19 protein-coding genes and 1 pseudogene are annotated in these 24,648 nt (G+C 70.6%); 10 read left to right on the top strand and 10 right to left on the bottom strand.

What is annotated here, in order from left to right; translation table 11 throughout:
- Positions 1-22: 22 nt before the first annotated feature.
- Together FNV62_RS18815 and FNV62_RS55705 are read right to left on the bottom strand one after the other, a co-directional pair.
- Entirely contained in the window at positions 23-1,960 is a 1,938-nt protein-coding gene (locus tag FNV62_RS18815) for a glycogen debranching N-terminal domain-containing protein (RefSeq protein ID WP_054235497.1), read from the bottom strand.
- On the bottom strand, positions 1,957-3,834 hold the full coding sequence (locus FNV62_RS55705) for an MGH1-like glycoside hydrolase domain-containing protein (protein WP_413083859.1): 1,878 nt from the start codon (positions 3,832-3,834) through the stop codon (positions 1,957-1,959). The genes FNV62_RS18815 and FNV62_RS55705 overlap by 4 nt, the downstream gene beginning before the upstream one ends.
- 128 nt (positions 3,835-3,962) lie before the next feature.
- Between FNV62_RS55705 and FNV62_RS18800 the strand changes: the two genes are divergently transcribed.
- The 8 genes from FNV62_RS18800 (at position 3,963) to FNV62_RS18765 (ending at position 14,600) form a co-directional block, all read left to right on the top strand.
- On the top strand, positions 3,963-5,237 hold the full coding sequence (locus tag FNV62_RS18800; RefSeq protein ID WP_181361010.1) for an ROK family transcriptional regulator: 1,275 nt from the start codon (positions 3,963-3,965) through the stop codon (positions 5,235-5,237).
- Positions 5,238-5,702: 465 nt separating this feature from the next.
- Positions 5,703-8,453 (top strand): pyruvate, phosphate dikinase, encoded by a 2,751-nt coding sequence (ppdK, locus tag FNV62_RS18795; protein ID WP_060900384.1) that lies wholly within the window; start codon positions 5,703-5,705, stop codon positions 8,451-8,453.
- Between the two features lie 542 nt (positions 8,454-8,995).
- A complete protein-coding gene (locus tag FNV62_RS18790) occupies positions 8,996-9,604 on the top strand; it encodes a CAP domain-containing protein (RefSeq protein WP_225900292.1) in 609 nt (202 codons plus the stop codon).
- Between the two features lie 121 nt (positions 9,605-9,725).
- On the top strand, positions 9,726-10,016 hold the full coding sequence (locus tag FNV62_RS18785) for a hypothetical protein (protein ID WP_164657632.1): 291 nt from the start codon (positions 9,726-9,728) through the stop codon (positions 10,014-10,016).
- A 159-nt stretch (positions 10,017-10,175) separates the two neighbouring features.
- On the top strand, positions 10,176-10,586 hold the full coding sequence (locus tag FNV62_RS54600) for a hypothetical protein (protein WP_067733639.1): 411 nt from the start codon (positions 10,176-10,178) through the stop codon (positions 10,584-10,586).
- A 103-nt stretch (positions 10,587-10,689) separates the two neighbouring features.
- Positions 10,690-11,340: an ABC transporter ATP-binding protein gene (locus tag FNV62_RS18775; RefSeq protein WP_382214162.1), complete on the top strand. Its 651-nt coding sequence runs from the start codon at positions 10,690-10,692 to the stop codon at positions 11,338-11,340.
- A complete protein-coding gene (locus FNV62_RS18770) occupies positions 11,337-13,622 on the top strand; it encodes an FtsX-like permease family protein (protein ID WP_144315434.1) in 2,286 nt (761 codons plus the stop codon). The genes FNV62_RS18775 and FNV62_RS18770 overlap by 4 nt, the downstream gene beginning before the upstream one ends.
- A gap of 42 nt (positions 13,623-13,664) precedes the next feature.
- The gene (locus tag FNV62_RS18765) at positions 13,665-14,600 is read left to right on the top strand and encodes an oxidoreductase (RefSeq protein WP_097284636.1); all 936 of its coding nucleotides are present in this window, start codon (positions 13,665-13,667) and stop codon (positions 14,598-14,600) included.
- A 19-nt stretch (positions 14,601-14,619) separates the two neighbouring features.
- Here FNV62_RS18765 and FNV62_RS18760 read toward each other — a convergent pair whose 3' ends face one another.
- The 6 genes from FNV62_RS18760 to FNV62_RS18735 form a co-directional block, all read right to left on the bottom strand.
- Positions 14,620-15,384: an SDR family NAD(P)-dependent oxidoreductase gene (locus FNV62_RS18760; RefSeq protein ID WP_143608019.1), complete on the bottom strand. Its 765-nt coding sequence runs from the start codon at positions 15,382-15,384 to the stop codon at positions 14,620-14,622.
- A 66-nt stretch (positions 15,385-15,450) separates the two neighbouring features.
- Positions 15,451-16,035 (bottom strand): TetR/AcrR family transcriptional regulator, encoded by a 585-nt coding sequence (locus FNV62_RS18755; protein WP_143608018.1) that lies wholly within the window; start codon positions 16,033-16,035, stop codon positions 15,451-15,453.
- Between the two features lie 88 nt (positions 16,036-16,123).
- Positions 16,124-16,474 (bottom strand): nitrite reductase small subunit NirD, encoded by a 351-nt coding sequence (nirD, locus tag FNV62_RS18750; protein ID WP_143608017.1) that lies wholly within the window; start codon positions 16,472-16,474, stop codon positions 16,124-16,126.
- Entirely contained in the window at positions 16,471-19,104 is a 2,634-nt protein-coding gene (gene nirB, locus FNV62_RS18745; RefSeq protein ID WP_225900291.1) for a nitrite reductase large subunit NirB, read from the bottom strand. The genes nirD and nirB overlap by 4 nt, the downstream gene beginning before the upstream one ends.
- Positions 19,105-19,432: 328 nt before the next feature.
- Positions 19,433-20,041, bottom strand: coding sequence for a replication-relaxation family protein (locus FNV62_RS18740; protein ID WP_225900290.1), 609 nt, complete (start codon positions 20,039-20,041; stop codon positions 19,433-19,435).
- Between the two features lie 520 nt (positions 20,042-20,561).
- Positions 20,562-21,416 (bottom strand): trypsin-like serine peptidase, encoded by an 855-nt coding sequence (locus tag FNV62_RS18735; RefSeq protein ID WP_144315433.1) that lies wholly within the window; start codon positions 21,414-21,416, stop codon positions 20,562-20,564.
- A gap of 381 nt (positions 21,417-21,797) precedes the next feature.
- Here FNV62_RS18735 and FNV62_RS18730 point away from each other — a divergent pair.
- A pseudogene (locus FNV62_RS18730) lies at positions 21,798-22,019 on the top strand (response regulator transcription factor); the annotation flags it as partial.
- Positions 22,020-22,029: 10 nt separating this feature from the next.
- Positions 22,030-22,812 carry a sulfite exporter TauE/SafE family protein gene (locus FNV62_RS18725; RefSeq protein WP_054232488.1) on the top strand — a complete coding sequence of 261 codons (783 nt, stop codon included), beginning with the start codon at positions 22,030-22,032 and terminating at the stop codon, positions 22,810-22,812.
- Between the two features lie 16 nt (positions 22,813-22,828).
- On the opposite strand, the gene FNV62_RS18720 is transcribed toward FNV62_RS18725, so the two are convergent.
- Positions 22,829-23,446: a class F sortase gene (locus FNV62_RS18720; RefSeq protein ID WP_060900372.1), complete on the bottom strand. Its 618-nt coding sequence runs from the start codon at positions 23,444-23,446 to the stop codon at positions 22,829-22,831.
- A 182-nt stretch (positions 23,447-23,628) separates the two neighbouring features.
- Positions 23,629-24,150 carry a hypothetical protein gene (locus tag FNV62_RS18715; protein ID WP_143654982.1) on the bottom strand — a complete coding sequence of 174 codons (522 nt, stop codon included), beginning with the start codon at positions 24,148-24,150 and terminating at the stop codon, positions 23,629-23,631.
- Positions 24,151-24,648: the final 498 nt, after the last annotated feature.

Below are 24,648 nucleotides of genomic sequence, written 5' to 3'. Positions count from 1 at the left end.
GGCCGGGCGGCCGGGGGCTCCCTCAAGCGCCCCCGACCGCCGTGAGCAACGCCAACGGCGCCGCCGCCGAACGGGACTCCCGTACGCACGCATGCGGATAGGGCACCGGCTCCCCGTGTGTCTCGCGGCCGTACCCCGCGAGGACCTCCGGCAGACGGTGGCCGGCGACCGTGGCGGCGTCGACGAGCGCGTGGGCGACCGTCCGGGCCTCGTCGTGCAGGCCGTAGCGGGCCAGTCCCAGCGTGATCAGGGCGTTGTCGTGCGGCCAGACCGAACCGCGGTGGTACGACAACGGGTGGTACGCCGGCTGGCCTGCGGCCAGGGTGCGCACACCCCAGCCGGAGAAGAAGTCCGGCTCCAGCAGGCGGTGGCCGACCAGTTCGCCGTACTCCTTGTCGAGCAGCCCCGACCACAGCAGGTGCCCGGCGTCCGAGGCGAGGGCGTCGACCTGACGGCCGTCGCCGTCCAACGCCAGCGCGGGGAAGGCGTGTTCACTCATCCAGAAGTCCCGCTGGAAACGGTCACGGAGGTCCGCCGCCGCCTGTTCGAGCAGAGCGGCGTAGACCTCGTCGCCCCAGACCGTACGGGACAGGTGGGCGGTGCGGCGCAGCGCGTCGTACGCGTATCCCTGCGCGCCCGCGGCCATCACCGGCCCACTGGGGCGGCTCCCGTCGGCGGAGCAGATCGCGCCGGGGGAGTCCTTCCAGTTCTGGTTGGCGAGGCCGCCGCCGTCCGCGCGGTAGACGAGATAGCCGACGGAGGTCAGACCGCCGTGGTCCAGCATCCAGCCGATCGCCGCCCGGGCGTTGGCCTCCAGCCGCCGGGCCAGGGCCGGGTCACCCGTCTGCTCGGTGTACGCGCCGAGCAGCACCAGGAACAGTGGCGTCGCGTCCACCGATCCGTAGTACCGCCCGTACGGCACCTGCCCGAAGTGCGCCAGCTCACCGTGGCGCACCTCGTGCACGATCTTGCCGGGCTGGGCCACCGCACCCGCTCCCACCTCGACCGCCTGCGTCGCGGCGAGCGCGGGCAGCGTGGCGGCGGCGAGCTCGGGACGGTAGGGGAGCGCGAACAGGGAGGTCAGCAGGGCGTCGCGGCCCAGGAGCGTGAGGAACCACGGCACTCCGGCCGCGGGCACCCGCAGCTCCTCGCCGTCCGGGCCCGTCGCCGGGACCTGGAGCACCGCGAGATCGGACAGCCCGCGCGCACAGGCCGCGGCCAGCTCCGGCCAGCCGGTCGGGAAGGGCACGCCGTCCGCGAACTCGCCTTCGAGCGCGAGGAGTCGTTCATTCGCCGCGGAGGGTGAGGCGGGCACCTCCGGGTCCTTCAGCGCCCCGTGCGGGCGGGCCGCCACGCGCAGCGCCAGCTCCGCCGAGGTGTGTGGTTCGAGGTCCAGGGTCCATACGAGGCGACGGGCGCCGGTGCCGGTCTCCTCGACCCCGTCCGGCGGCGGCTCGGAGGTGACCGTCGTACAGGACCGCCACTCCCCGCGCTGGTAGCTGAACTCCACCCCGTCATCGAGGACCTGACGCCCTCGTACGGCGCCGATCTTGGCGTACGTACGGTAGTCGGAGCGCAGCTCGAACTGGTCCGTGAAGTCGGCGTCCACGGTGAGCGCGATGCGCACGGTCGTGGGCGACGGGCGGTTGCTGGTGACGCGCAGCGCCTCCACGAACGCGCCGTCGGTGACGGCCTGTTCACGGAAGAGCGTGTACGCGGGCGGTTCGTTGCGCCCGCCGCGCGGGACGAGCACACAGCGTGCCGTGTCGCCGTCCGCGACCGGCGTCAGCGCCTCGGGCACCGCGCCGTCGACGGTCAGCTGCCAGCGGCTGAGGTGCCGGGCGTCCCGTACGAATAACCCGTCCGGGGAGCTGCCGCTGCGCACCCCGCTGATGTCCCCGCCGTCGCCCACGGCGGCGAACGTCCCACCGTGCACGAGCAGATGATGCCGGTCCGTCATCCCCGGTCCCCTCCCTTGGCGCCCGTCTCGAATGAACTGTGTGGCGTGTGTGATGCGTGCGATGTGTGTGGCGGCGTGCCTTGTGCCTTGTCGAACGCGCGGTGCCCCGGATGGGACACGACGTGCGTCGACTGATCCGCCCGATCCGCCCGATCCGGCCGATCCGCTTGGTCGGCTCGCGCGGGCTCGTGCAGCAGGTCCAGGGTCAGCGCGGCCGTCCAGCTGAAGCCGAGCGCGCCGCAGGCCTCGCCGGTGTACGGATCCACGTACTCCGCGAACCCGGACGTGTCCGCCGTCTCCAGCAGCGCCGCCCGCAACTCCTCCGCGCGCCCGTGCTCCCCGTGCAGCCGCAGCCCGCGCTCCAGCAGCCAGTTCGTGTTGAACCACGCCGGGCCGCGCCAGTAGCGGTGCGGGTCGAAGGCGTGCCCGGTCAGGTCGTAGCTCGGCGCCAGCCGGGCGACCCCGCCGAGCCCGAAGTGCGGGCCGCCGGCCGTGCGGACCAGGGTGGCGGCGATGTCGCGGGGGAGTGCGGGGAGGATGAGCGGGAGCAGCCCGGCCACGCTGCGCTCGGGGATGAGCGCCCCGGCGCGAGAGCGCTGCTCCGAAGCGTGAGCACCGCTCTGGCGGGAGCGCCGCTCCGAAGCGTGAGCACTGCTCTCGGCAGAGTGCTGTTCCGGTGCGAGAGCACCGCTCCGAGAGCCCCGCTCCGACCCGTGAGCACCGCTCTCGGAAGAGCGCCGCTCCGAGGCGAGAGCACCGCTCTCAGCAGAGCCCCGCTCCGAACCGAGAGCACCGCTCTCGCCCTCGTCGCGCGCATCCCCGCCGTACGACTCCCCACCGCGCTCATCCCCGCCATACACATCCCGGCAGAAGAACATCCCCTCCGCCGGGTCCCACAGGCGTTCCACCAGCGCCGCCGTCAACCGTTCCGCGCGGGCGTGCCGCGCCGTCCCCGCCGCGCCCAGCTCCTGCGCGATCGCGGCGAGCGCGTGCTCGGAGGCGATCAGCAGCGCGTTGAACGCCGGGTCCTCGACGGCGAACTCGCCGGCGCCGTCGGCGTACCCGCCGTCCCGGTAGTCCGTCGCGAGTCGCACGTACCGGCCGTAGTCGAGGTCCGTCGGCCGGTCCTCCGCGGACCCGTGGTCGAGGTCGGCGCGGCGGAAGGAGCGCGGCGCGGCCGGGGTGACACGGCTGAGCGGGGCGTCCCAGCACGGGCTGTTGTCCATGCCCTGCTCCCACGGGTGGATCACGGAGGCGAGCCCGCCGCCGCCCAGGTCCCGCCGGTGCAGCAGATAGCGGTGCCAGGCGGCCAGCCGGGGATACATCCGGGAGAGGAAGGAACGCGACCGGGACAGGCCCGGGTCGGCCTGGTGCACCAGCCAGGCGGCGAGCGCGTGCACCGGTGGCTGCACGATGCCCGACGTCTGTACGGTGCGCGGGGCGCCCGCAGCGCGCCCCGCGGTCGAGGAGCGCCAGAAGTCGGGGCTCGGGAAGTAGGCGTCGAGCGGGACGGAGGGGTTGAACACGATGTGCGGGATCCGGCCGTCACCCCACTGGGCGCCGAGCAGCGTCTCCAGTTCCGTCTGTGCCCTCAAGGGGGACAGGTGGCGCAGGCCGATCGCGATGAAAGCGGAGTCCCAGGACCACTGGTGCGGATACAGGCCGTGCGAGGGAACCGTGGACGTTCCCGTCCAGTTGCCTTCGAGTACCCGGGCGGCCCTGAGGTGCAGCGACCCGGCGGGCCGGTCGGGATCGTATACGTACGCGCCGGAGTGGGTGATCTCGTGCGAACCGGGCGGAGCGGGGGAACCCGAGGTGCGCGCGGGGGTGGTGGTCCCCGTGCGGTGGATGGTGAGTTGGGTTGTGCTGTCCACTCAGGTCTCCCCGAAGACGTCCGGCCGATCGGTTCGGCACTAGCTACCGTAGGGTTACGTCTATTTAACACGCAAAACTCAATATGTAATGCAGAGTTGGTGAACGCAAGGGGTTGGGCATGACAGGCATGGCGGGGACGGCGGGAAGGGCGGCGATGGCCATGAGGGCCGGGCATCAGGCAAGCGCCGGGGAACTGCTCGAACTGGTGCGCAGCGGGCGTGCCACGACGCGCGGCGCGCTGCAGCAGGCCACCGGTCTGTCGCGGGCCACGGTCGGCCAGCGCCTCGACCGGCTCTTCCGCGCGGGCTGGCTGCGCGAGGGCGCGGGCGGCCCGGTGGACTCCCCCCAGGGCGGCCGGCCCTCGATCACCCTCGAGTTCGACGACGAACACGCCGTCGTCCTGGCCGCCGACCTCGACACCCGCCACGGCCGGGCCGCCGTCGTCTCGCTGAGCGGCGAGATCCAGGCCGAGCACCACGGAAGCCTGCGCATCGAGGACGGCCCGGACGCCGTACTGGGCGAACTCGGCCGCTGGTTCGCCGAGCTGCTGGAGAAGGCAGGGCAGCGCGCGGACGCGGTGTGCGGGATCGGGATCGCGGTGCCGGGCCCGGTGGACACCGACACCGGCAAGGTGGTGCAGCCGCCGATCATGCCCGGCTGGGACGGCTACGACATACGCGGGCGTCTGGGACGTGCCTTCGCCGAGCACGCCGGCATCGAGAGCGCCGGTGGCGCCACGGGCGCCGGGGTCACCAGGAGCGGCGCACGCATCCCCGTACTCGTCGACAACGACGCCAATCTCATGGCGTACGGGGAGCAGCGCACCGGTTATCCGGACTGTTCGGCGTTCGCCCTGGTCAAGGTCTCCACCGGTATCGGCGCGGGGATGGTCGTCGGCGGTTCCATCTATCGGGGCGTCGACGGGGGTGCCGGGGACATCGGGCACATCCGGGTGGGCGCGGACGCGCTGTGCCGGTGCGGTTCGTACGGCTGTCTGGCCGCTGTCGCGAGTGGTGGCGCGGTGGCGCGCAGACTCGCCGAGTCCGGCGTCCCTGCCACCTCCGGATCGGATGTGCGCGACCTGCTGACGGCCGGGCACCCGGAGGCGATGGCGCTCGCGCGGGAGGCGGGGCGTCAGGTCGGGGACGTACTCGCGACCGTGGTGACCCTGCTGAATCCCGGGGTGCTGATGATCGCCGGGGATCTGGCCGGAACCCCGTTCCTCACGGGTGTGCGCGAGTTGCTGTACCAGCGGGCACTGCCGCGTTCGACCGCTCATCTGGACGTGGTGACCTCGCGGCTCGGGGAGCGGGCGGGGCTGGTGGGGGCCGGTGCGCTGGTCGTGGAGTACCTGTACGCGCCGGAGCGGGTGGAGGAACGGCTGGCGGCGCTGGGTGTGTGAGGCCCGTGCGACGCACATGGGCGGCGGGACGTTCGGCGGGGCATGTGACGTCCGTGTGTCGCGTCCGCGACGCGTCCACATCGTGGTCCGCATGATGAAATTCAGGCCGTCTTTACTGCGTGATTCTCGCCACCCTTGATAGGGGTACCGCTCAGATGAGCGGATCTTGGGCGACTGCACTTCCCTAAGGGGTGGCACTCAGTGCCACCCCTTGATCGTTCATCGATTAAACTCAGACGTGTCAGTGACCGCTCATCTGAGCGTATACTTCGTCCTGGGAGCGTGAATTCGTTCAAGAAGTGAAAACATCCGACGGTGACCGCTTGCCAAGGCTTGACTTTCAATCGGGTGGCGGACGGGTGGTTACAGGCGCATGACGTGCAAGTAGACGTACCCAGGCGCCTTCGATCTGGGTATGTTCCTCGCCGTCAGGGCAGCCACCGCGACGTCGAGGAGTCGAGACTCGTGTCGGAAAACAAAGATCCCCATGTAGCCGAGAGCGGCGACAGCGGCGTTGAGGGTACGAAGTTCGTTTACGACTTCACCGAAGGCAACAGGGACCTCAAGGACCTCCTCGGCGGCAAGGGTGCGAACCTCGCCGAGATGACCAACCTGGGCCTTCCCGTCCCTCCGGGCTTCACCATCACCACCGAGGCGTGCAAGACCTACCTCGGCAGCGGCGAGGAGCCGGCGGCACTGCGTGACGAGGTGAGCGCGCACCTCGAGGCCCTCGAGGCGACGATGGGCAAGAAGCTCGGCCAGGCCGACAACCCCCTCCTCGTATCCGTCCGTTCCGGGGCGAAGTTCTCCATGCCGGGCATGATGGACACCGTGCTGAACATCGGCCTCTCCGACAAGTCGGTCCAGGGCCTCGCCAAGCAGGCCGGCGACGACCGCTTCGCGTGGGACTCGTACCGCCGTCTCATCCAGATGTTCGGCAAGACGGTCCTCGGCGTCGACGGCGAGCTCTTCGAAGACGCGCTGGACGCGGCGAAGACGGCCAAGAAGGTCACGGTCGACACGGAGCTGGAGGCCGCGGACCTCAAGAAGCTGGTCACCAAGTTCAAGAGGATCGTCAAGACCGAGGCCGGCCGGGACTTCCCGCAGGACCCGCGCGAGCAGATGGACCTCGCGATCCACGCGGTCTTCGACTCCTGGAACACCGACCGCGCCAAGCTCTACCGCCGTCAGGAGCGCATCCCGCACGACCTGGGCACCGCGGTCAACGTCTGTTCGATGGTCTTCGGCAACCTCGGCCCCGACTCGGGCACGGGTGTGGCGTTCACGCGCGACCCCGCGTCCGGCCACCAGGGCGTGTACGGCGACTACCTCCAGAACGCCCAGGGCGAGGACGTGGTCGCGGGCATCCGCAACACGGTCCCGCTCGCCGAGCTGGAGTCGATCGACAAGAAGTCGTACGACCAGCTGATGCAGATCATGGAGACCCTGGAGAACCACTACAAGGATCTCTGCGACATCGAGTTCACCATCGAGCGCGGCCAGCTGTGGATGCTCCAGACCCGCGTCGGCAAGCGCACGGCGGGTGCGGCCTTCCGTATCGCCACGCAGCTGGTGGACCAGGGCCTGATCGACGAGGCGGAGGCCCTCCAGCGGGTGACGGGCGCCCAGCTCGCGCAGCTGATGTTCCCGCGCTTCGACGACCAGGCGAAGGTCGACCAGATCGGCCGGGGCATCGCGGCGTCGCCGGGCGCGGCGGTCGGCAAGGCGGTCTTCGACTCGTACACCGCGATCAAGTGGTCGCGTTCGGGCGAGAAGGTCATCCTGATCCGCCGGGAGACCAACCCCGACGACCTGGACGGCATGATCGCGGCCGAGGGCATCCTGACCTCGCGTGGCGGCAAGACCTCGCACGCCGCCGTCGTGGCGCGCGGCATGGGCAAGACGTGCGTGTGCGGCGCCGAGGAGCTCGAGGTCGACACCAAGCGGCGCCGTATGACGGCCCCGGGCGGAGTGGTCATCGAGGAGGGTGACGTCGTCTCGATCGACGGCTCGACGGGCAAGGTCTACCTGGGCGAGGTCCCGGTCGTGCCCTCCCCGGTCGTCGAGTACTTCGAGGGCCGGATGCACGCGGGCGCCGACGACGCGGACGAGCTCGTCGCGGCCGTCCACCGGATCATGGCGTACGCGGACCGGGTCCGCCGCCTGCGTGTGCGCGCCAACGCGGACAACGCGGAGGACGCCCTCCGTGCCCGCCGCTTCGGCGCGCAGGGCATCGGCCTGTGCCGCACCGAGCACATGTTCCTCGGTGACCGGCGTGAACTGGTCGAGCGCCTGATCCTGGCCGACACGGAGGAGGAGCGCGAGGACTCCCTCAAGGAGCTCCTGCCCCTCCAGAAGCGGGACTTCGTCGAACTCTTCGAGGCGATGGACGGCCTCCCGGTGACGATCCGTCTCCTGGACCCGCCGCTGCACGAGTTCCTGCCGGACGTGACCGAACTGTCCGTACGGGTGGCACTGGCCGAGTCGCGCGGCGACGCCAACGAGAACGACCTGCGCCTGCTCCAGGCCGTGCACCGCCTGCACGAGCAGAACCCGATGCTGGGCCTGCGCGGCGTACGTCTCGGGCTGGTCATCCCCGGCCTGTTCACCATGCAGGTACGGGCGATCGCGGAGGCGGCGGCCGAGCGCAAGAACGCCAAGGGTGACCCGCGGGCCGAGATCATGATCCCCCTCGTCGGTACGGTCCAGGAGCTGGAGATCGTCCGCGAGGAGGCCGACCAGGTCATCGCGGAGGTACAGGCGGCCGCCGGCACGAACCTCAGGCTCGCCATCGGCACGATGATCGAACTCCCGCGGGCCGCCCTGACCGCCGGTCAGATCGCCGAGGCCGCCGAGTTCTTCTCCTTCGGTACAAACGACCTCACGCAGACCGTCTGGGGCTTCTCCCGGGACGACGTGGAGGCGAGCTTCTTCACCGCGTACCTGGAGAAGGGGATCTTCGGTGTCTCCCCCTTCGAGACCATCGACAAGGACGGTGTGGGTTCCCTGGTGAAGTCGGCTGTGCAGGCCGGCCGCGCCACCCGCCCCGACCTGAAGCTCGGCGTCTGCGGCGAACACGGCGGCGACCCCGAGTCCGTCCACTTCTTCCACGAGGTGGGACTGGACTACGTGTCCTGCTCCCCCTTCCGGATCCCGGTGGCACGCCTGGAGGCGGGCCGCGCGGCGTCGACGGCGAAGGGCAGCGACCACCGCTAGCCTGCCGGAACTCCGGAGCCGCCGACGGTCGACCCCGACCCTCACCGACGGCCGACGGCTCCGGCGTACGAAAGAAACGGGGCGGCACCTTGTGCGGAGGTGCCGCCCCGTCGTGCATGGTCTGGGGGGACGGCCAAGCTACGTCGCTGACCCGGCAAGTTGGCGTTTGCCGGCGTTGGCTGCCGTTGACCCCGCGCGAAGCTGCTGTGCCCTCGTTGTGCCCTCCGGGTGGGGTTGGGTTCCGTCACGGGCCGTCACCACACAGGCCCCGCTCTGATTCGGCACATTCCAGGGCGGGCCCTTCGTTTGGCTTGTTCTCCGGACGCCCGCCCCGGCCCTCCAGCCGGTGGCAGAGCCCTCGCCCGGCGGTTGTTTGCGGGAGCGAGCGCGCTGAGCTGGAGCGGCTGCGGGCCGAGGCCGGGGAGAAGGACAAGCGCATCCGCGAGCGGCACGCCCGGCCCGCGGCCCCGGATGGCGACGGGTCAGGGCCGATGGCAGCCTGGATGACGACACCGTTCGTGTTCGCAGGAGGTGGAGTATCCGTGCAAAGCCACATGTCGCGCACCGGAAGACTGCTGAGCACTGCCGCGGCTGCCGCCCTGTCGGCCACTCTCTTCCCTGTCGTGGCGGCTCCGCCCGCGGCGGCCGTGACCTGCGACGCGGCCGCCGCGAACCGGGCCCCGACTGCCGGGACGATCACCCAGGCGAGGGCTGCCGTGATGTGCCTGATCAACGCGCAGCGCACACAGCGCGGGCTGCCTTCCCTCACCATTAGCCAGGCCCTGACGAACGCGTCCCAGCAGCATGGTGTCGCGGCCGTCCAGCTGAAGTGGTGGGGACCGGGCAAGGACCCGCACCGCAACCCCCGAACCGGCTCGACACCGCAGAGCCGCATCCAGGCGGCCGGATACTGTCCCAACCCCCGCTCGTGGGAGTTCAACGAGATCACGTACACCGGGTGGGGCGGATCGGGAACTCCGCAGGCCGCCGTCAACTGGTGGATGAACAGCCCCGCCCACCGCGCCGTCATCCTCAAGCCGTCGCTGCGCGAGATAGGCCCGTGGGCCCAGCCCGGCTCGGCGGACCGGGCCGGGGCCTCGTCGCCCAACGCCGGCACCTACGTCGTGACGGTCGGACGCTGCCAGCGGTGAATCCCCCATCGAGGCGGCATTCGCCACGGAGGCGCCGCCCCGTCGTGCGACGGGGCCGCCGTACGAAGGCGTCGAGCCCTCCGTACGGGACCGCACTCAACTAGCCCTCGCCGCCACCGGCGTGGGCCGGCCGCCGCACCGGGGCGAGACCGAGGTCCGCACCGCCCTGGGTGCGTCGGGGCACGCCAGAACACCAGCCGAAGGCCCGCCGACGCCGCTCCTCACCCAGACCGGGGCCCTCGTCCACGGCATGAAGTTCGGCCCAGACCGGCCTGGCCCTCCGACCGCCTTCGTCGGCCGGTCGGTCAGCAGGCCCAGGATCCGCCTCGACCTCACCGGCATGACCGCGGAGGACTGGGCCCACGCCGAGGCGTCGTCGACTCCGATGCCGGGCCCCACCGCCGATCCTTGACGCCACCGACGAGCTCAGCGCCCGCTCGTGCATCTCGTGCTTCCGGATCACCTGATGGGATGGCGATTCGTAGGCCAAAGGATTCAGCGCGTTACTGATCCATTACCTTCTGTAACTCCCGGGGGCCGATGGGGTCCCCGGGAGACAGAGGAGCGGCGGATGAAGACGGCGATGGTTGGCGTGGTGGCGGCCGGGGTGTTTCTCGTTGGGGCTGGGACGCCGATGGCGGGGTCTTGGCACAAGCTGCCCCGGTTGACGCCGACTGGTGTGCAATTCGCCCAGGGGCAGTACAGGTTCAACGAGGCAGCCCAGAATCATGGTTCCTTCGAATGGAGCGGGCAGCTCAAGGATGCCTTGCCCGGTGACAACAACAACGTCTACATGCTCGTTCGCGTCGAAGGGCACGACTGGGTTCGCTACGACGGGAAGCAGCGGCAGACGGTGTTCTTGCACCACTCCAACTGGGATGGAGCTCAGCGGTACACGGACGACGCGGATCTGCGTGCCTGTCGCGATCGAGGCACCCTCCGGCCGGACAACTGCTCCCCGACGCGCCACTTCAGGCCGTAGGCGGCCCGTCCGACGCCCAGGACCCGGGCGCAGGCCCGGGTTCTTCCATTCCGCTCTCCTGGAGGCTCGCATTACTACGTCAGAAGTCCTGTCGGCCAGAGGAATCGACCTCTTTTATGGGCAGTCGCACGCCGTCAGGGGCGCGTCCATTGCAATCAGTCAGGGCGAGGTCGTGGCCATCATGGGACAGAGCGGTTCGGGCAAGTCGTCCCTCCTGTATTGCCTGGCCGGAGTATTGCCCGTCGCAGGCGGCGAAGTCCGCTTCGAAGGGCTCATGCTGGGCGCACTCGATGACGACGAACTCAGTGCCCTGCGCCGTGACCGCTTCGGATTCGTCTTCCAGCACGGAGAGTTGCTGCCCGAACTGACAGTGGAGGAGAACGCCGCCTTGCCGCTGCGGCTGGCCGGGCAGCGCAAGGCCAAGGCGCTCGCCGCCGCAGGAGAGGTACTGGGACGGCTGGGGCTTGCCGAACTGCGGGAGCGGCGCCCCTCACAGGTTTCGGGCGGTCAGAACCAGCGGGTCGCCGTAGCACGCGCGCTCGTGCATCGGCCGGCTGTGGTCTTTGCCGACGAGCCGACCGGATCGCTCGACAGCGCCAACGCCGCCACCGTGCTGGAGGAATTCCTCGCCCTGGCAAGAGCGCAAGGCACCGCGGTCGTCCTCGTTACCCACGACCACATGGTCGCGGCCCGCGCGGACAGCCGGTACACGATGTCCGACGGTGTGCTCGCCCGAGAACAGGACGTGGCGTGAAGGAACTCCTTTTGGGGCTTCGGCTGTTGCTCGGCAGCGGGCGTGGCAACCGTGCGCGATTCGTGCTCATGGCAGTAGGTGGCTCGCTCGGTGTGTGCTGTCTGGCCATCGTGCTCGCCATTCCCGGCATCCTCGCGGCGCAGGACGGGCGCATCGCGGCCCGGCAGCCGGTCGTGCCGCGGGATCAGTCCGGCCAGAGGATCAACAGCGGCTTTCCGCTGAGTCTCAGTCGCACTGACCCGTATGGCTCGGCCCCTCTCACCCGGGTCTTCGTCGCACGAGGCGCGAGGCCAATCGAACCGCCGCCCGGCCTGATGTCGCTCCCACGGGACGGCCAGGTGTTCGTTTCTCCGCGTCTGCATCGCCTACTGCGAGACCAACCGGCGTTGGCTCAGCGCTTTCCGGGCGATGAAGCAGGGCTGATCGGAGCCCAAGGCTTGGCTCGCCCGGATGAACTCGTCGCGTACGTGGGCATGAGCCGCGCCGAACTGTCCGACGGGTATCCCGTGAAGCAATGGGGCAAGGACTACGCGCCGGATCCCACAGTGGAGCCCTCCACGCTCAACATCGTCCGCTTCACGATGGCCGGGGTCGTGCTGCTCCCCCTCGCAGTCTTCCTTTCTGTGTGCGCGCGGCTCTCCGCCGCTGAACGGACACGCCGACTGGCTGCCCTCCGGCTGTTGGGGCTGAGCAGGAAGGGCACTCAACGGGTGAACGCCGCAGAGACAGTCGCGGCGGCCGGCGTGGGTGCTGTTCTGGGTCTTGCCGAGTACGAGATCGTGAATCAACTTGTCTCGCGAATCGGCCTGCCGGGGTTCAAGTGGTACCCGGGCGACGGAGCCTTGTCTGCTACCACCCTTCTGGTGTGCCTCGTGGGCTGCCCAGCGCTCGCTTGGTTTGTAGGCCGTGCCAGCGCACGCAAGGCAGCGGCAAACCCGCTGGCTGTCCGGCGCAGCGCGGTGGAGAAGCCGCCGTCAAGGTGGGGATTCCTTCCGCTGACCGCAGGCATGGGCATTCTGACGGTCTACTGCATCGCCGGAGCCACCGGGCATGCTCCCACGAGCACAGCCCTGTCCTCGGTACTCGTGCCAGCAGCGGTCGTTCTGGTCGGTGTAGGGCTTGCGCTGTCGCTGCCCTCGTTGTCCAGGTTCCTGGCTCGACGGACGGCTCGCTCCACGCAGTCGCTTTCCTTTGGCCTTGCGATGCGGCGGAACGAAGCCGAGCCGGGCGGCGCACTTCGGGTGGCGACGGGTCTCGTTCTGCTGGTCTTCGTGGCTTCTCTCGCACAAGGGGTGCTCATTGAGTTGGACCAGGTCACCAAGAGCAACTCTCCGGTCCAGCTCTACGACATCATGCTTGAGGAGATCAACGCGACTCAGCAACACACTCTCGAAGAGATGACAGGTCTGCGGGCGTACATCGTTTCCTTGCAGCCGAAGGTCGATAGCAGTGAGCCGACGAAACCGGGCGTCGACGCGGTGGTGGCCACATGCGACCAGTTGCGCAAGGCAGTGTCATCGGTTGAGGGGTGTGTGGACGGGCAGCCTCTGTGGCTGTGGGATTCCGCGCAGGTCCAGGCCGACATCCAGGCAGGCGATACTGTCCATTTCGCCGTTCGAGGGGGGCGGCGCACTCGCGATCTGAAGCTCACAGTGCCGTATCAGAAGGTCCGGTTCCACAACCCTGTGGACGCCCAGGTGGTCGATAGCGGGGCGATCCTCCTGCCGCCCTCCATGGTGCCCCGGCACACCCGCCCGGAGGACGCCACTCTCAGCCTGATCAGCGGCTCCGGCCCAGAAACCGTGCGCCGTGTTCTCGACGCCATCGGTGGCGCGGCCCCCACCGCGCAGGTCGAGCCTCAGGGCCTCGCGGTCGAGGCACTCCAACAGATCACCGTCGTAAAAACCCTCCTGGCCGTAGGCATGATCCTAGGTCTGATCATCGGTGTGGCCGCCTACCTCGTCGCTGCCACCGACCGGGCCGTCGAGCGGCGGCCGCAGGTTACTGCGTTGGCTCTGCTGGGGGCGCGGGCGCGGACGTTGCGGGCTGTGCAGGTGGTGCAGGTGGTGTTGCCGTTGGCTGTGGGGTTGGTGTTGGCGGTGGTGGTGGGGAAGATGGCCGAGTCGAGTTATCTCGTTACTGGGGGTGGGGCTGTTTTCTGGGACGGGGGCGGGGTTCCGTTGCTGCTCGCGTGTGCTCTCGGGGTGCTGGTCGTCGCCGCCGTGGGGGCGTTGCCGCTTGTGGGGCGGAGGATTGATCCCGAGTTGATCCGGCGAGACTGAGCGTACGGTGAGTGACGAGCAGTGGTGGAGAGGGGTCCGGGCATGGCCGGGTGGAATGTGAGTGACATCCCTGATCAGCGTGGCCGTACGGCCGTCGTCACCGGGGCCAACAGCGGGATCGGGTTCGTCACGGCACGTGAGCTGGCGCGGCGCGGGGCGCGGGTCGTGCTCGCCTGTCGGAGCGAGGCGCGGGGGAGTGAGGCGGGGGACCGGATCACCTCCGAAGTGCCCGGCGCGGACGTGGAGTTCGTACGGCTGGACCTCGGCGACCTCGACTCCGTGGCGGAGTTCGCGGCGATGTTCGACCTCGTGTACGGCGAGCGGCTCGACGTGCTGGTCAACAACGCCGGGGTCATGGCCCTGCCGTTCGCGCGTACCTCCGACGGGTTCGAGACTCAGTTCGGGGTCAATCACCTGGGGCACTTCGCGCTCACCGGGCTGCTGCTCCCCGCGCTGCTCGCCACCCCGGGCGCCCGCGTCGTGACCGTGTCGAGCATGTTCCACGTGCTCGCCAATGTCGACATCCGTGACCTCGACAGCAAGCGCGGCGGGTATCGGCGCTGGGTGGCCTACGGGCGGTCCAAGAGCGCCAATCTGCTGTTCACCCACGAGCTGGCGCGGCGGCTGGCCGGTGTCGGGTCCGACGTCGTCGCTGCCGCCGCGCACCCCGGGTACGCGTCCACCAACCTCCAGACCGCCGGGCCGAAGCTCGCGGGGCGCAAGGGCGCCGAGCGGGTCATGGAGATCGGGAACCGGCTCCTCGCGCAGAGCCCGGACGCCGGGGCCCTGCCCACGCTGTACGCCGCCACCGCGCCCGGTGTACGGCCCGACTCCTTCACCGGACCCTCGTTCGCGATGTGGCGCGGCGCGCCCGCGAGCTCCTGGCGGGCCGGGTGGACGCGCAACGACGCCGTCGGCGAGCGCCTCTGGAGCGCCTCCGAGCAGCTCACCGGCGTGACCTATGACGCTCTGAAGTGACCTGACTTCCCGGTCCGCGTCAGAGGACGCCTCCGCTGTCCACCACCAGGTCCGTGCCCACGACCGACGCCGCGTCGTCCGACGCCAGGTAGAGGACGGCCGCCGCCACCTCCTCGGTCTTCGACACGCGGCCCAGCGGCAGTTCGTGACGTGCCCGTTCCACCCGCTCGGCCTCCGACTCGCCCGGCCGCAGTGACATCGTGGTGGCGGAGGCACCGGGGCTGACGACGTTGATCCTGACCCCGTCGGCGATGTGGTCGAGGGCCGCGGCGCGGGACAGCGCGGTGACGGCGGCCTTGGCGGCGGCGTAGGCGGCGACGCCCGGGCGGCGGGTGTGCAGGCCGATGGTGGAGGCGAGGTTGACGATCGCGCCGCCGGACGGCTGTGTCCGCATCTGCCGGATCTCCGCCTGAAGGGCGAGGAACACGCCGGTGACGTTGATGTCCAGTTCGGCGTGCCAGTCGGCCTCCGGGAGGTCGGCCAGCGGTGTTCCGCCGTGGAAGACGGCCGCGTTGTTCACCGCCACGTCCAGGGAGCCGAAACGGTCGACGGCCGCCTCGACGAGGGCGTGCACCTCGTCCGAGCGTGACACGTCCGTGGTCACTGCCAGTGCCTTTCCGCCCCGGGCCTCGATCAGCGCGACCGTCTCGTCGAGCGATGCGGCGGTGCGGCCGGCGACGACCACGTGCGCGCCCTCCGCGGCGAACGCCAGGGCGGTGGTCCGGCCTATGCCGGAACCGGCGCCCGTGACGAGGGCCGTCCTTCCCGAGAAGCGTGTGGGCATTCCGGATCCCCTTATTTGACCGATCGGTTCAGTATGAAGGCGTGCGCGGGCCTTGGGACGTGGTCTTCAGTCGAGCAGCGTCAGCGCCTGTTCCGCCGCGTCCTGGACCCGGGCCGGGTCCGCGGACGCCTTGCCCACCACCCGCAGGCCCTGCATCAGGACCAGCAGCATGCGGGCGAGGGTGAGCGGGTTGCGGTCGGCGGGCAGTTCGCCCTGGGCCTGCGCGCGGATCAGGGCCGAGTGCAACAGGGTCTCGAGGTGGTCCCAGTTGTGCTCGACGCGGCGGGCCGCGGCCGTGTCGTGGGGTGCCAGTTCGGCGGCCGTGTTGGTGACGAAGCAGCCGCTCAGGCGCCTTCCCTCGGTCGTCGCCTCGGTCGCGAAGCGGCGTACCAGCGCTCGTACGGCGGGCAGTGCGGGACCCGGCTGGGAGAGCTCCCGCAGGAGCTGCGGATTGCGTGCCTGCTGGTAGCGGTCCAGCGCCTTCAGATACAGCTCGTGCTTGTTGCCGAAGGTCGCGTAGATGCTGGCGCGGCCGACGCCGAGGTGCTCGACGAGGTCCGTCATGGATGTCGCCTCGTAGCCGCGCCGCCAGAACAGCTCCAGGGCCGACCGCAGCGCGGCGTCCGGGTCGAATTCCTTGGTCCTGGCCATGGGGGCGACCGTAGGGCAATCGAGAATGATCGGTCAAGTAAGCCCGGGGTGACCGGCGGGCGCGAGGAGGTCCCGGTCACCCCGGCCGTCAGGAGATCCGGACCTCGTACGTCGTCACCCGTACCGTCTCGTCGTCCAGGCACCGGCCCGACTCCAGGTCGAACCGCTGCTTCAGCAGGGGCGAGGCCACGAACGGGCGGCCCTGGTGGGAGCCGATCAGGCCGCGGGAGAGGACCGCCGCGCCGCTGAACGGATCGCGGTTGTCGATGGCGTACATCCGGCCCGCGCGGTCGAGGAAGACGGCCGCCTGGCCGCCGTCCGGGAGCAGGGCGGCGACTCCGCGGCCCGGCGTCAGCGCGGACGGCTCGCAGAGGGCCAACCAGGAGTCCGCGAGGCGGAGTTGGACCGTGAGGGCGGTCGTTTCGGGTGCCAGGGTCATCGCTGGGCGCTTCCTTCCAGGGCTTGCGAGGGGCGGCGGCCGATGCTCAGCAGCGGCAGGTCCGGCTTGATCTGGTCGCGCTCGGGGACGAACCCGACGACCGGGTCGGGGGTGTCCGGGGCGTTCACGAAGGACACGAACCGGGCCAGTTTCTCGGGGTCGTTGATGGTCTCGGCCCACTCGTCGCGGTAGGCGGCGACATGCGCGGCCATCAGCGACTCCAGTTCCTCGCAGATGCCGAGCGAGTCCTCCACGACCACCTCGCGTACGTGGTCCAGGCCGCCGGGAATCCGCTCCAGCCAGGTCGACGTGCGCTCCAGGCGGTCCGCGGTGCGGATGTAGAACATCAGGAACCGGTCGATCAGGCGGACGAGTTCGGCGTCGGAGAGGTCCTGGGCGAGCAGGTCCGCGTGGCGCGGGGTGGCGCCGCCGTTGCCGCCGACGTACAGGTTCCAGCCGTTGGCGGTGGCGATCACGCCGAAGTCCTTGGACTGGGCCTCGGCGCACTCGCGGGCGCATCCGGAGACCGCCGACTTGAGCTTGTGCGGGGAGCGCAGCCCCCGGTAGCGCAGCTCCAGGTCGATCGCCATGCGGACGGAGTCCTGGACGCCGTAGCGGCACCAGGTCCGGCCGACGCAGGATTTGACCGTGCGCAGGGACTTTCCGTAGGCGTGGCCCGACTCGAAGCCCGCGTCCACCAGCCTCGCCCAGATGAGGGGGAGTTGCTCGACCCGCGCGCCGAACAGGTCGATGCGCTGGCCGCCCGTGATCTTCGTGTAGAGGCCGAAGTCCCGGGCCACCTCGCCGATCACGATCAGCTTCTCCGGGGTGATCTCACCGCCGGGGATGCGCGGCACGATCGAATACGAGCCGTTCTTCTGGAGGTTGGCGAGGAAGTGGTCGTTGGTGTCCTGGAGGGCCGCCTGCTCGCCGTCCAGGACATAGCCGCTGGCGCCGATGGTCGGGGCGAGGGAGGCGATGATCGAGGCGACGGCCGGCTTGCAGACCTCGCAGCCCTCGCCACCCCGGGCGCCCTCACGGCCGTAGCGGTCCAGCAGGACCTGGAAGGAGGGGATGCGCAGCGCGAGGACGATCTCGTACAGCTCCTCGCGGGTCTGGGCGAAGCAGCCGCACAGGCCGTGGTCGACCTCTACGCCGCTCGCCGCGAGCTCCTCGTTGACGAGCTGGCCGAGGACCTTGACGCAACTGCCGCACCCCGTACCGGCCTTGGTGCACTTCTTGACCTCGGGCACGGTGGTGCAGGAGTGCTCGGTGACCGCGCCGCGGATGGTGCCCTTGGTGACGTTGTGACAGGAGCAGATGACCGCGGAGTCGGGGAGCGCGGAGGGGCCGAGCGCGACCGGGGCGCCCGCGCCCGCCGGGAGTACCAGCTGCTCGGGGGCGATCGGCGGCACGGAGCCGGTGAAGGCCCGCAGGGTGCCGTACGCCTCCGCGTCGCCGACCAGGATGCCGCCGAGCAGTTCGCCGCCGCGGCCGATGACCAGCTTCTTGTACGTGCCCGAGCGTGAGTCGGAGTAGACGACGTCGAGGCAGCCGGAGGTGGCGCCGTGCGCGTCACCGAAGGACGCTACGTCGACGCCGAGCAGCTTCAGCTTCGTGGACAGGTCGGCGCCCGTGAAGCTGGCCTCGTCCGCGGCGATCGTCGCGGCGGCCGTCTCGGCCATCTCGTAGCCGGGCGCGACCAGGCCGTACACCCGGCCGTCCGAGGCGAGGGCGCACTCGCCGATCGCGAACACGTGCGGGTCCGAGGTGCGGCACTGGTCGTCGACCGTGATGCCGCCGCGCTCGCCGACCGTCAGCCCGGTGGCGCGGGCGAGCTGGTCGCGCGGGCGGACGCCGGCCGAGAACACCACGAGATCCGTGGGGAGTTCGGAGCCGTCGGAGAGCTTCATCCCGGTCACGGCGCCGTCGTCGCCGGTGACGATCTCCTGGGTGCCCGTGCCCGTGTGCACGGTCAGGCCCATGTCCTGGATGGTGCGCAGCAGCGCCGCGCCGCCGCCCTCGTCGACCTGCACGGGCATCAGGCGCGGTGCGAACTCCACGATGTGCGTGGTCAGTCCGAGCCCCTTCAGGGCGCCCGCGGCTTCGAGCCCGAGCAGGCCGCCGCCGACCACCGCGCCGGTCGTCGCCCGCGCCTTCGCGTACTCCTCGATGGCGAGCAGGTCCTCGATGGTGCGGTACACGAAGCAGCCCTCGGCGTCCTTGCCGGGCACCGGCGGGACGAAGGGGTACGAGCCGGTGGCGAGGACCAGGGTGTCGTACGTGATGACCAGACCCGAGCGCGCCGTGACCTGCCTGGCCTCCCGGTCGATCGTCTCGGCCGGGTCGCCGAGGTGCAGTTCGATGCCGTGCGTGGTGATGAACTCGGCGTCGGTGAGGGAGAGTTCCTCCGGAGTGCGGCCCGAGAAGTACGAGGTGAGCTGGACGCGGTCGTACGCCGGACGCGGCTCCTCGCACAGCACGACCACCCGGTGCGTGGCGGTCAGGCCGCGTTCGGCGAGCGCTTCGAGGAAGCGCTGGCCGACCATGCCATGGCCGACGAGCACGATGGTGTGCGCGTTGCCGTCGGTGGCGTTCGCCGCCGTCGTCATCGTCGTGTCCGTGGACATTCAGGAGCCTCCGTCGTTGGTGAGCAGGTGGAGCAGCGGGGCGCTGTCCGCGGGGGAGCGGTGCGGTTCCCTCCCGGGCCGAGGGCGAGGGCCGGCCGGGTCAGGGAGCGGGCGCATTCGAGGTCATGCACCGCAGCCTGCGACGCCGGTGTTACCCGGTCGCATCACGGCTGTTTCCCGGGAGGAACGCTGCCCTCAGCGGGAGCGGCACCCGGTTGTGAGGGTTCGGTGGGGTCAACCGAACCCCCGGTCCTCGTGCGGGCACGATCGATCGCGGCGCCCCGGCACGGAAACCTTGAGGCATCGGGATCCACCCGCTGAAGAACGGTCATGCCGTGGCTCGGCCGGGCCCTGGCGGCCGTCTAGCTCCGCCTCGCCGCGGCGCTCCTCTCCTAGGTTGACGCCATGCATCCCCTCCGCGATCTAGGAATGCCCGCAGCATCGCCCCGTTGTCATCGTCGGCAGGGCCGCGCTCGTAGTACAGGAGTGCGTCGGGGATGACGGCCTCGCCATTCCCGATCGGGTGGTAGACCTCGGTCAGCCAGTCCAGGGGCCGGCACAGCTCGCCGCGGCGGCGGGCGTCCTCGAGGAAGGCGAGCGCGGTCTCGGTCACGGTCAGCGCGTGACCGACCTTCAGCCGCACGGCGGTCGGATCGGACACGGTCCTGGAGGGCCGGTGCCCGCGCATCTCGGGCCATTCGGAGGCGAGTTGCATGCCGTAGGGGGTGGGGAACCACACCCGGGTCCGTCCGGCCTGCGGCAGGGTGATGCGGTCGATCAGCCCCTCGGCGCGCAGTCGGGCCAGCCTGCGTCTCGTCTGCTCGATGCGCACCTCGGGGGCGATCACCCGGTGCATCTGCTCGGTGGTGGCCGTCCGGTACTGCGTCAGCACGCCCAGCGCCAGCCGGTCTCCGCTGCCCACGTCCACGCCGATCATCACGGATCTGCTCGCTTCCCGTCCGGTGCGGCACCGGCCTGTCCGGCGCCTTGCGTACCGGACAGGCCAGCAGTTGGCCCCCACGAGAACCCCGACCACGAAGGCCCGACCACGGTCACGAAGCGACAACGCCTCCGTGGACCAGGCCGGAATTCCCTCCGGCAAACCGGCCGACAACTGCCGCGCCCTCTGTCGCACCTTCCTGTGAACCCGCAGGTCACCATGTCGGTCAGGCCGTGGTCGGGAGGCCGGCATCCCCTCTACGCCCCCGGACACGCCCCACAGCAGGAAGAACAAGGAAGTGGGTGGGTGGGACAGGTCCCGGGCGGCGGGCGAGGGGATCGGGTGTTCGGCGCGGACCCGCTCACCCCGGACCCTACTGCCCGTGGCCTGCAGCGACTGAAACCGGAGGCGCTGAGGCGGCCCTGCGGACCGGAATCCCTCTGGGACGCCAGTCCTCTCACAACAAGGAGCGCTGCGGTCTGGTCGGGCATGTTCGGCCTGGCGCGGGAGGCCGGGGTCAGTTTCGGTCCTCGTCCTGGGCGTGTTGGTAGAGCTTGGCGATGTCGTTGTCGAAGTACGCGGCATAGGAGACGTCGTTCTCGTCGCCGCCGCCTTCATGGCCGCCCAGGACGCCGATGACGGTGCTGGTGTGGCTCTTGGGGTCGTAGTCGGTGAGCCAGGGGCTGCCGCTCGTGCCGCCCTCGAAGTCGGTGCACTGGATGCGCAGTTGGGTGTCGCTGAATTTCGTGGTGCGGTTCCGGCAGGAGATCGGGGTGTCACGGCTGGTGGGGTAGCCGGTGATCTTGACCTCGTTGTTGAAGCCGCGGTCTGTGCCGAGGCTGTTGCCGCCCAGGACGTCCTGGATGTTCTTGCCGTCCTTCGGGCCGACCGTGAGGAAGGCGACGTCGAGGTCCTCGTCCTGCGATGTGGCCCAGCGGTCGTCGACGACGACCTTGTTGACCTTCCACAGGCCGGTGGGCTCGTTGCCGTTGCGGTAGTCGGGGGCGAAGACCAGGTCGTCCACCGGCTTCCCGGCGTCGGCGTCGAAGGCGCAGTGGGCCGCGGTGATCAGCATGTTCCGGCCGGGGCTCTGCACCACGCTCGCCGTGCAGAAGTGGGCGCCGTGGTCGTCCTTCTCGAAGACCGTGCCGATCCGGGCGTTCTCATCGGTCCTGCGCGGGGTGTACGCGGTGCCGTCCTGGGCAGGGGCGGTCGCCGAAGGGTCCCGGTCCTGAGAGGCCTGGCCCGGCTCGCCGGACTTGCCGTAGCTGCTGCGCCCGCTGCTTCTGCTCGGATAGGTCTCTTCCGCGGCGGAACCCACCACCGCGGCTGCCCCCACGATGACCAGCGTCAGTGCTATGCCAGCCTTCATGGAGCGAAACGGTAGCCCAGTCCGGGCATGCTGGTCAGCCCGGGATGGGGCAGGCGGGCTGACAGGTCCCCGACCCTACTCAGGTCGGCCACCGAGCGGGCGCACCCGGCAGCGGTACTGATTCGGCAGAGGCGCTGGCCCGTCGCCTCCGAGCAGGCCTTGCACCTTCTTCCCGGCCGGGTGCCGGAGTGGCGGGCGAAGGTCGGGGTGGGACCGGGTCTGCCGCAGCTGCGGGTTTCGCTGTGCGAGGCACTGGGGCTGCCGTCGGGGGCGCTGACGCACCGTGCCGGGCCGGCCGGCCAGGCTCTGATGTGGGCGCTGGCTGAGCCGGGTGTGCTGTTTCTCGATGATGCGCAGCGTCTGACGCCGAGCCGGCGTGCCACCGCCCTCGACAGGCTCACACCGCGCGAGCGCGAGGTGCTCGCCCTGATGGCCGAGGGCCGGACGAACCAGTCGATCGCCGGCGCCTTCACCGTCTCGGAACGCGCCGTCGAGAAACACATCGCCAACATCTTCGCCAAGCTCGACCTGCCGCCGTCGGGCACCGGGCACCGACGGGTGCTGGCGGTCCTGCGCTACCTGGGCTCGGTGACCGTCACATAGGGTCGCGATCATGCCCGACATATCGCTGACCATCGTCGTTGTGCTCTGCCTCGCCTCCCTCGCGGCGGGCTGGATCGACGCCGTGGTGGGCGGCGGCGGGCTGCTGCTGCTCCCCGCGATGCTGCTCGGACTGCCGGGCGGTACACCGGCGGCGTACGCGCTCGGGACGAACAAGGCGGTCGCGATCGTCGGGACGACCGGCGCGGCGGTGACGTACGCGCGCAAGGCGCCGGTGGACGTGCGGCTGGCCGTGCGGATCGGACTCGCGGCGCTGGCGGGCTCCACGGCCGGTGCCTTCGTGGCCGCCGGGCTGAGTACCGACGTGCTGAAGCCCGTGGTGATGGTGGTGCTGCTCGGGGTCGGGACCTTCGTCATGCTGCGGCCGGCCTTCGGTACGGCGCCCTCGGCCGAGCCCGTCTCCGCGCGGCGCGTGCTGGCCGCGATCGGGCTCGCTGGGCTCGGGATCGGCTTCTACGACGGGCTCATCGGACCCGGCACGGGTACGTTCCTCGTCCTTGCGCTGACCGCGCTGCTCCACTTCGACCTGGTGACCGCCTCCGCCACCGCGAAGATCGTCAACTGCTGCACCAACGCGGGCGCCCTCGCGACCTTCGCCTGGAAGGGCACGGTGTACTGGCAACTGGCCGCGCTGATGGCCGTGTTCAACCTGGTGGGCGGCACGGTGGGGGCGCACACCGCGCTCAAGAAGGGCAGCGGGTTCGTCCGAGTGGTGCTGCTGACGGTGGTGTTCGCGCTGGTGGCGAATCTGGCGTACCAGCAGTGGATCGCGTAGGCGCCGAAGACGGTGGTCAGCGGCTGCCGGTGAGGTGGGCGAAGACGACCACGTTCCCCTGGTACCCGGTGGCCTTCGAGTAGTCGCCGCCGCAGGTGATGACGCGCAGTTCGGGGCGGGAAGCGGCGCCGTACACCTTCTCGTCCGGGAAGTCGCGGGCCGCGTACACCTCGACGGCGTCGACGGTGAACAGGGCGGTGCCGCCGTCGCGGCGCGCCACCTCGATGGCGCTGCCCTTCTTGAGGGCGCCGAGGTTGTAGAAGACGGCGGGACCGTTGGCGTTGTCGACGTGGCCCGCGACGATCGCGGTGCCTCGCTCGCCGGGGGTGGTGCCGGCCTGGTACCAGCCCGCGAGGTTCTTCTCCCCGGCGGGCGGCACGTCGAGGCTGCCCTGGGGGGTGAGGCCGAGGCCCATCAGCGGGGCGTTCACGCCGATGGAGGGGATGCGGATGCGCTCGGGCGGGGAGTGGCGGAGCGCGGGGGCGCCCTGCCGGAGGGCGTCGCCGGTGCCGGCCTGGGCGGCGGAGGGCTGGGGTGGCGGGTGGACCTGGGTGCCGTTGTGGAGCAGCCAGGTCCCTGAGCAGAGGGCGACCACGGTGACGGAGGCTATGGCGGTGTTGCTGACCCGGCGCATGTGAGCCTCCTCTCGGGGTCAGGGGTTGTGCGGTTGTGGTCGTGACGGTCGTGGTCGGGGGCGGGGCAGGGGCGTGGTCGGGGTCGTGGTGGGTCCCCTTCCCCCTCCGGGCCGCGAGGGGCGTCGGGCCACGGAGGGGGAGGGGACGGCGGTACCGGCGGACGGACAGCGGAGGGTGTCCGTCAGATCCCGTCGCCTCTCGCCCGGCGATGCAGGAGCCAGGTACCGCCCGCGGCGGCGACGGCCAGGGCCGCCACTCCCGCCGCGGTCTGCACGGGGTCGGAGCCGAGTGCGCCGCCGACCCCCGTGTTCACGTGCCCACGCGGCAGATGGATCTGTTCGCGTGTGGCGGTCAGGTTCACGATCAGGTCGCCGGTGACCTGTCGGCCGTGGGAGCACTTCGCGACGATCTCGTACGTCCCCGGCTGGGCGCTCGGCGGCACCTTGAACTGGCCGATCGCGTCCTGTTCGTGGGCGCTGGCGGCGAGTATGAAGACGCCCGCGCCGACCGCGCTGGCGTCACCCGTGGCGGTGCCGTCCGCGCCGCACGCCGCCGTGTTGACGGTGACGTCGGCCCCCGGGACGACGGTGGAGGGGAACACCTCCAGACTCTCCGTGGACCCGCCGTACGCGGGCGCGGTGGCGAGGCTCACCGCGGCGACGGCGAGCGCGGTACCGGTCAGCAGACGGGCTGTGCGTCGCATGGCTGTGCTCCTCCGAGGGGGCGCGGCCGGCGGCACCCCCAAGTGCCGCTGTGTCGGTCGTGCCCCTGCCCTTTCGAGGTAAGTGGCAGTCGGCCGGATTCGCTTCCTGACAGCGCGTCACAAATGCGGGGAAAGGGTGCCGGACGGGGGTGTCCGCGGGGCCGGAACGATGGTGTTCCAGCAGGTCACCGGCGTACGGCTGGTGTGTCGCGGCAAAGAGCCCGAAGAGCGCGGGGAGGGGGTGCGAACGGGTGACGGGGGCGGGTGGGAGGCGCCTTGACCTCAAGAATGGTTGAGGTGACGGCCTGTGCTGTCACGAAGGCAGCCGCGAGGGCCGTTTCGGTCCCGTCGTCGCCGACCGCCCGCTGCGGGCACCGCACCCGACGTCCCGGACCGCACCGCCACGCCGACCCGGATGGCCCAGACGCCGCGAGCCGACCGCCCCGGCGCGAGCGCGTGTCGCACGTCCCGGCCGCCCCGGCGCAGGCCCGTGCCGCA

The sequence above is a fragment of the Streptomyces sp. RLB3-17 genome (assembly GCF_007113425.2).
Lineage (GTDB): Bacteria > Actinomycetota > Actinomycetes > Streptomycetales > Streptomycetaceae > Streptomyces > Streptomyces mirabilis_D.
The sequence above is the reverse complement of the archived record's forward strand: the minus strand, read 5'-3'. Positions and strand labels throughout refer to the sequence as shown.